Raw genomic sequence first — 7,288 nt, forward strand, 5'->3', positions numbered from 1 at the left:
GGCATGGGCCGCGCCACTGCGATCCTGCTGGCGCAGCGCGGCGCCGCCGTCACCGTCGTCGGCCGCCGCGAGCACCGGCTCGCCGAGGTGGTCGCCGAGATCACCGCCGCGGGCGGGCGGGCCCTCGCCGTCCCCGGCGACGTCAGCCGCCCCGAGGACAACGAGCGGGCGGTCGCCCGCACGGTCGAGGCGTTCGGCGCGCTGCACTACGCCGTCAACAACGCCGGGGTCTCCGGCGACTTCACCCAGCTGCCCGACATGACCCCCGAGCAGTGGCGGCGCACCGTCGACATCGACCTCAACAGCCTCTTCTACGGCATCAAGTACGAGATCCCGGCGATCCTCGCCTCGGGCGGCGGCGCGATCGTCAACGTCTCCAGCGTGTTCGCCGACCGCGGCGGCCCCACCGCCGAGTACTCCAGCGCCAAGCACGGCATCCGCGGCCTGACCCGCACCGCCGCGATCCAGTTCGGCGGCCAGGGGGTGCGCGTCAACGAACTCCAACCCGGCGTCATCGACACCGAGATGACCCGGGCCAACCCCGAGGGCACCAGGCTGGTCACCGGGACCGGCATCCCCATGGGCCGGGTCGGCACCGGGCGCGAGATCGCCACCGCCATCGCGTTCCTGCTGTCGGACGACGCCGCCTACGTCAACGGCAGCCACCTCGCCGTCGACGGCGGATTCCTCGCCTGACGGGACGAGGCCCGCCGCGCCCCGGCCTGCCTGCTTCAGGGGTTGCTGGGACGGGTCTCGGTCCAGTCCACCATCAGCCGCCGTTCGGCGAAGAACCACTCCCCGTCGCGCTTGACGAACCGGTCCAGGTAGCGGATCGACGCGATCATGATCGACCGCTCGGCGTCCGTGCCGTAGGAGAGGTGGTGGGCCAGGCAGTAGCTCTCGCCGCTCGCCCGGTCGCCGTCCAGGACGACGGTGCTCTGCCCGTTGAAGTGGGTGGTGGCCCGGTAGGTGTTCAGGTTGTCGAAGACCGGGGCCAGGGCGTCGCGGCCGCGCAGTTCCTGGGTCGGCTCGGCCGCGGTGGCGTCCATGAAGACCAGGAAGCGGGTGTCCTCGGTGAACAGGGCCATCTGCCCCTCGGCGTCACGGCGGTCGGCGCAGTGCGCGTAGGCGTCGACGAGCTCCCGGATGGCCAGCCGGTCCGCGGCCTCCTGGGGCGGGATCGGATCGTGGGACGACACGGTGACTCCCTCCGGACGGGTGCGACACCTGAATCAGAGCACCGGAGGCCAGGCTCCTCAACCGCGCCCCGTCCGCCACGAGGACACCGACCAGGAGACGTGGGTCGACGGCGCGGTCGCCGCCGGTATCCCCGCCGACTACGCTCTGGTGCTGCGCCAGCTCACCGGGCGGCCCTACGACAACCGCTTCGTCTCCGTCGTGACCGTCAGGGACCGCAAGGTGGCGCACTGGCGCGACTACCTCGACCCCACCGCCGTGTTCGACGCCCAGGGCTGGCCGCACGGCGGCCGCGCGTAGAAGCCACCGGACCCGCGTCCCCGCCGGGAACCCCACCACCCTCGACCGGGTGGCGTATCAGGCATTCGGGCTACTGCCCGACAACCTCGGGGGCATCCGAGGAACACCTGACCCCTACATTCGCGGAGAGGAAGGCTGAGGAACATGACCACCGCAATCGTGGGCGTGGGCAACATCGGCGGCGCGGTCGCCCGGCACCTGGTCGCCGGAGGAGAGCACGTCGTCCTGACGGGGAAGAGCGCGTCGCGGGCCCAGGAGCTGGCGGACGAGCTCGGACCGCTCGCGCACACCGCCACCGTCCGGGACGCCGTCGCCGAGGCCGACACCGTCGTGTTCGCCGTGTGGCTCGACACCATCAAGGAGCTGATCCCGCAGGTTTCGCCGCAGCTCTTGGGCAAGGTCGTAGTCGACCCGTCGAACCCGATCGCCTTCGACGACCAGGGCCGGATGGTGCGGTCCCTGCCCGACGGGCAGTCGGCCGGGTCCGTCGTCGCCGCGCTCCTTCCCGGAGACGCCCACTACGTCAAGGCGTTCGGCACCCTCACCGCCGAGGCGCTCATCGCGAGCGCGAACCGCACCCCGCAGCGGGCCGCGCTGCTCTACGCCACCGACGACGAGCACGCCGCGGCGGCCGCCGAGCGGCTGATCCGCACGGCCGGATTCGACCCGGTCAAGGCCGGCGGGCTGGCCGACGCCGGACGCATCGAGGCCCCCGGCGGGGACCTGCACCAGTCCGGCCTCAACGGCGAAGTGGTCGGTGCCGACCAGGCGCGAGCGGCGATCAGGGCCAACCGGTGAAAGTCCGGCCGTGACGGCCCGTCCCACCGTGCGCGACCACGCGGGACGTGACGTACTCCCGGCCCTTCGGCGTGGGCCGGGTCAGCCGAGGTCGAAGGTGTTCGGCAGGCCGAGGCGGTAGCGGGCCTCGTCGACCAGCTTGAGGGGTTCCAGCTCAGGGGGGCGGAAGAGCAGCTGGATCCGGCAGCGTTCGGCGGTCGAGCCGTCGGCGTCCAGGAGGGCGTTGACGGCGCGGCGCGCGGACTCGTTGGCGCCCTCCATGGTGGCCAGGTCGACGTCGGTGCGGACGTAGTCGCCGGCCAGGAAGAAGTTGCCGACGGCGGTGGCGGCGGAGGGCCGGTGGTAGAGCGTGCCGGCGGGGTGGACGAGGAGCTGCTCGCGGTTGGCCGGGGCCGGCCCGCCCAGGCCGGTGACGGCCGGGTCGAGGAACCACGAGTGCACGTCCGCGTCCGCCGGCCACCCGGCGCCCGGCCGGTCGAGGGCCCGCCGGCACTGCGCCCAGACCTCGCGGGCCACCTCCTCGCGGGTGCACTCCTTGGCCGTCCTGCCGTAGAGGATCCCGGGACGGTCCCACTCGGAGACGCAGACCGAGAGGCAGTCGCGCACCGTGCCGTCGCCGTAGGCGGCCGCGAAGTCCCGGTCCCAGAACTGCGCCTGGTTGACCGTGGTGAGCGACCACGGGGAGTCCAGGCAGACCGCGTGGCCGTGCACCAGTCGCAGCGGGCGGCGCAGGTAGAATTGGATGCCCGTCATCCAGTCCGTGCCGATCGCGTCGCAGCGCGCCAGTTGGGGATCGGCGGCGCGCAGCCGCGGGCCCCAGGTGGCGCGGGCGTGCTCGACCGGCAGCGCGCTGAGGTAGTAGTCGGCCCGCACCGTCTCGGGGGCGCCGCCGCCGGACGGCGTCACCCGGACCCCGGTGATCCGGCCCTCGGCGTACAGCACCTCGCGGACCTCGGTGCCGGTCCGGAACTCGACGCCCAGCGAGGACAGGTGGGCCGCCCACGGGTCGATCCAGGCCTCGCTGGTGGGGCCGTTGAGCACCCGGTCGGGCTGTCCGTCGACGCCGCGCCCGAGCAACCCGTTCAGCAGGAAGGCCTCGATGACGGTGCGGGCCACCGTGCGGGTGCTGGCCTGCTCGGCCCGGGTCGCCACCAGGTCCCGGGACAGGCCGACCCCAAGGAGGCGCTGGTAGTCGTGGGACATCCGCCCGGCCCGGATGAAGTCCCACCACGGCACCCGTTCCCACTGCTGCTCGCGGCGCAGGTCGCAGCTGGTCAGGTGGACCAGGACCCGGTCCGCGAAGTAGGCCGGCTCGCCGGCGGGCAGGTGCAGCACCTCGTCCAGCGCGCCGACCAGGGTCCGCCGCAGGGTGTCCGGGGCGAGGTCGCCCAGGTCGAGCGGGCGGGTGAGGGACCGGAACGGGAGCAGCAGGCCCGGGCGCGGGGCGTCGTAGGCCAGCAGCGCGTGGGTGGCGTCGCGCAGGTTGTCGTGGACGCCGGCGGGGTTTCCCGGGTAGGGGATGCGGCGCAGGGTGTCCGGGAGGTTGCGGTAGAAGCCGGGGAAGAACCGGAAGCCGTGCTCGCCCGGCAGCGCTCGGCGTCCACCGCTCGCGCTGCCCGGCACGTCCATGCTCCGGGCCTTGCCGCCGAGGGCGGCGTGGTACTCGTACACCGTCACCCGGTAGCCGCGCTCGGCCAGTTCGTGCGCCGCGCTCAGCCCGGACACCCCGCCGCCGAGGACCGCCACGGTCCGCCCGGAGCCGCCGCGCCCGCCGGTGATCGCGCCGCGCGGGAACGCGGCGGCGCCCGCCGCGGGCCCGACGGCCAGTGCCCCGCCCAGTGCGGCGGCGCGGGCGAGGAACCGGCGCCGGGTCCGCCCGCTCCCCGCCTCCTCGTGCGAACCGTCCTGCGAACCCTCGGCCAACCCCATGCTGCGCGCACCTCCGGCTCCTTGGTCACCCCGAGCGGCTGGGGCGACCCCCCGGTGTGCAACGAGCGGGACCGGTACCGGTCACCCGCCACGGAGTCGGGTGACGGGTGGCGGAGGGGTGTTCGCCGGCGACGTCCGGGGGGCGTTACGCCTCGTCGTCCTCGAAGCGCGGGAGCGGGGTGCCGCGTCGGGCCATCTCGGCCTCGAAGAGGCGCTGGAACTCCTTCGCGGACTCGTCGAGGACGATCGGCGCGTCCTCGTCCTCGTCGGGGACGATGCCCTGCGCCCGCAGCTTCTGGTTCATCACCAGGATCGGGTCCTCGGGGTCGTGGTCGGAGGGGCGGGGCCCCTCGGGTCCGTCCGGGCCGAACCGGACCGCGCGCTCCACCCGGATGATCCGCAGGAGCCGTTCCTCGACGGTGAGTTCGAAGCCCTGTTCGGCTTCGAGCCGGTCCGCCGCCTCGGCGTAGCGGGCCCGTTGCCGGTCGGTCAGCCGGCGCTCGACGGGCTCGGTGACGCGCAGCCGCATCGACAGGATGTCCCGGGCGCGGAAGGGGGTGGGGGCGTCCATGACGCCGACCGGACGCCACCGGCCGTCCACCCGTTCCGCGACGCTGAAGGCGGCCGGCAGCAGCACCACACCCGGGTGGGTGGTGCCGGCGCGCAGCGCGTCCTCGCGGACCTCGGGCGGGAAGTCGCGTTCGGTGGGCACCAGTTGGATGAGGTCGGCCTTGAGGATGCCGGTGGAGAGTCCGGTCGGCAGGGCGGGGTCCATGACGAAGCCGGCGGCCGGGTCCAGCGCCTCGGCGAGCGGGCGCTTGCGGTGGTCGTCGGGGTCGGTGGAGCGCGGCGGCTCCGGGCCGTCCGGACCGCTGCGGATGTACCGCTCGGCCCGCACCACCCGGTAGCGGGTGTCCAGTTCGACCTCGTCGAGCTTCTCCCACTCCAGCCGCTCGGCCAGGGCCAGGTACCGCTGCTGCGCCGCGGTGTCGCCGGCCTTCTCCGCCCGGCCGGCCTGCTCGCGGCAGACCATGCCCAGGTCGTCGCGGGCCGACTGCGGATAGACCTCGGACATGGAGGTACGCAGGGCCCAGCCGCCCGTCGGCAGTTCACGGGCGATGCCGAAGGCCCTGCTCCCGGCCGACAGGATCTGCGGATGGCTGTCGCGGGCCGTCCACGCCTCGACGTCCGCCATCCCCGCCACCGGCTCGTCGGGGGCGGCCATCCTGATGGAGAGGTAACCGGGGACATCGTCAGGGAAGTTCACCATGCGCACATGATGCAACCGGTCGGCCACCGAGCGCAGTCAAACGACTGCCCTGTCACTCCGAAGAGGCGGGTCGCCGCCGCGCCGCGCCGCCCCGGCCGGTGCACTACTCGGGTACGAGCACCGCGACGCCCGTCACCCGGTCCGCGGCGAGGTCGGCGAGCGCCGCGTCCGCCCGGCGCAGGGGGTAGCGGCTGACGTGGACCACCGGGCGGGCGCGGGCCGCCTCCGCCAGGAAGGCCAGGCCGTCGGCCCGGGTGTTGGCGGTGACGCTGCGCAGCGTGCGCTCCTGGAAGAGGTGCCGCTGGTAGTTCAGCGCCGGGATGTCGGTGAGGTGGATGCCGGCCACGGCGAGGGTGCCGCCGCGGTCCAGCGCGGTGAGGGCGGCGGGCACGAGCTCGCCGACCGGGGCGAAGAGGACGGCGGCGTCGAGCGGTCGCGGGGGCGGGTCGTACGAGTCCCCGGCGAAGGCGGCGCCGAGCTCCAGCGCCAGCCGTCGGGCCGCCTCGGAGCGGGTGAACACGGCCACCCGGGCGCCCCGGGCGAGGGCGATCTGGGCGGTCAGGTGCGCGGACGCGCCGAAGCCGTAGATGCCGAGCAGCCCGCCCGTCGGCAGTTCGGCCCGTTCCAGGGCCCGGTAGCCGATGATCCCGGCGCACAGCAGCGGGGCGAGTTCCTCGGCGGGCGGGCCCTCGGGCAGCCGGTAGGCGAAGCGGGCGTCCGCGGTGACGTGCCCGGCGTAGCCGCCGTGCCGGTCCCAGCCGGTGTAGCGGGAGTCGGGGCAGAGGTTCTCCCGCCCGCTGCGGCAGTACCCGCAGTGGCCGCAGGTCCGGGCCAGCCAGGCCACCCCGGCCCGGTCCCCGACGGTGAACCCCTCGACCTCGGATCCCGCCGCCAGCACGCGCCCGACCACCTCGTGCCCGGGCGTGCACCTCGCCAGCCTGGGGGAGAGGTCCCCCTCCGCGAGGTGCAGGTCGGTGCGGCACACCCCGCAGGCCTCCACCTCGACCAGGACCTCCTGCGGCCCGGGCGCGTCGAGCGGCCGGCGCTCCCGGACCAGCGGGCCCGGTCCCGGCCCGCCGACCGGCCCGGGGCGGTCCACCACCCAGGCTGCGGTCTCCGTCGGTAGGGGTTCCCTCGGGGTCATCACGGCCTCCTGCCCGTCCGCCGGGGTACGCGGATCGTCCGGCGTCACGCTCCGTACTTACCCACGGTGCCCCACGCCCCCTGCCCAAGCCGAGCCGCGCACGGCGTGGCCGGTCAGCCCCAGTACCCCGTGTGCACGGCGGAGGCCTCGTCGAACAGGTGCGGGCCGGAGGCCTCCACGGTGTTGCCGCCGGCCGCGAAGACCAGGCGGCAGGGCAGGTCGAGCACCGGTTCGTCCGGGTCCGCTCCCGCGATGGCGTTCAGTTCGGTGGCGGCGAGCGCGTAGACGACCCGCCGGATGCCGCTCCAGTAGATCGCGCCGGCGCACATCGCGCACGGCTCGGTGCTGGTGTACAGGACGGCCTCGGTGAGTTGGTGCGGGGCCAGGGCGCGGCAGGCCTGCCGGACCAGGTTGGTCTCCGCGTGGGCGGTGACGTCGTGGTCGGTCAGCACGGTGTTCTCGGCCGTGAGCAGGACGCCGCCGGACGCGTCGGTCAGCAGTGCGCCGAAGGGGTGGTTGCCGTGGGCGCGGGCGGAGGCCGCGAGTTCGATGGCCGCGAGCAGGTGGGTGCGGGTGTGGTCGGGCATCGGCGTACTCCTCGGGCGTGGAGCGGGCGTGGAGCGGGCGGGGTGGAGCGGCTGGGGCGGCTG

Annotated in this window: 8 protein-coding genes; 3 read left to right on the forward strand and 5 right to left on the reverse strand. The window is 74.5% G+C overall.

Translation table 11 applies throughout. From position 1 onward, the window contains the following. Positions 1 to 696, forward strand: a 696-nt coding sequence (locus ACFU6K_RS25200; RefSeq protein WP_380666615.1) for an SDR family NAD(P)-dependent oxidoreductase, incomplete at its 5' end; no start/stop codon positions are given. 35 nt (positions 697 to 731) lie between these two features. Here the strand turns inward: ACFU6K_RS25200 and ACFU6K_RS25205 are convergent. Beyond that, positions 732 to 1,199, reverse strand: a complete 468-nt coding sequence (locus ACFU6K_RS25205) for a nuclear transport factor 2 family protein (RefSeq protein WP_380666617.1) — start codon at positions 1,197 to 1,199, stop codon at positions 732 to 734. 19 nt (positions 1,200 to 1,218) lie between these two features. Here ACFU6K_RS25205 and ACFU6K_RS25210 point away from each other — a divergent pair, with 19 nt between their 5' ends. Then, a complete protein-coding gene (locus ACFU6K_RS25210; protein ID WP_380666619.1) occupies positions 1,219 to 1,497 on the forward strand; it encodes a nuclear transport factor 2 family protein in 279 nt (92 codons plus the stop codon). A 135-nt stretch (positions 1,498 to 1,632) separates the two neighbouring features. After that, a complete protein-coding gene (locus ACFU6K_RS25215) occupies positions 1,633 to 2,295 on the forward strand; it encodes an NADPH-dependent F420 reductase (protein ID WP_380666628.1) in 663 nt (220 codons plus the stop codon). Between the two features lie 81 nt (positions 2,296 to 2,376). Here ACFU6K_RS25215 and ACFU6K_RS25220 read toward each other — a convergent pair whose 3' ends face one another. The 4 genes from ACFU6K_RS25220 to ACFU6K_RS25235 form a co-directional block, all read right to left on the reverse strand. Then, on the reverse strand, positions 2,377 to 4,224 hold the full coding sequence (locus ACFU6K_RS25220) for an FAD-dependent oxidoreductase (protein WP_380666621.1): 1,848 nt from the start codon (positions 4,222 to 4,224) through the stop codon (positions 2,377 to 2,379). 145 nt (positions 4,225 to 4,369) lie between these two features. Continuing rightward, positions 4,370 to 5,494 carry a DUF5954 family protein gene (locus ACFU6K_RS25225; RefSeq protein WP_380666622.1) on the reverse strand — a complete coding sequence of 375 codons (1,125 nt, stop codon included), beginning with the start codon at positions 5,492 to 5,494 and terminating at the stop codon, positions 4,370 to 4,372. 103 nt (positions 5,495 to 5,597) lie between these two features. Further along, positions 5,598 to 6,638: a zinc-binding alcohol dehydrogenase family protein gene (locus tag ACFU6K_RS25230; protein WP_380666624.1), complete on the reverse strand. Its 1,041-nt coding sequence runs from the start codon at positions 6,636 to 6,638 to the stop codon at positions 5,598 to 5,600. A gap of 113 nt (positions 6,639 to 6,751) precedes the next feature. Next, positions 6,752 to 7,225 carry a nucleoside deaminase gene (locus ACFU6K_RS25235; RefSeq protein WP_380666626.1) on the reverse strand — a complete coding sequence of 158 codons (474 nt, stop codon included), beginning with the start codon at positions 7,223 to 7,225 and terminating at the stop codon, positions 6,752 to 6,754. Between the last annotated feature and the right edge of the window lie 63 nt (positions 7,226 to 7,288).

Source organism: Kitasatospora sp. NPDC057512 (assembly GCF_042802135.1).
Lineage (GTDB): Bacteria > Actinomycetota > Actinomycetes > Streptomycetales > Streptomycetaceae > Kitasatospora.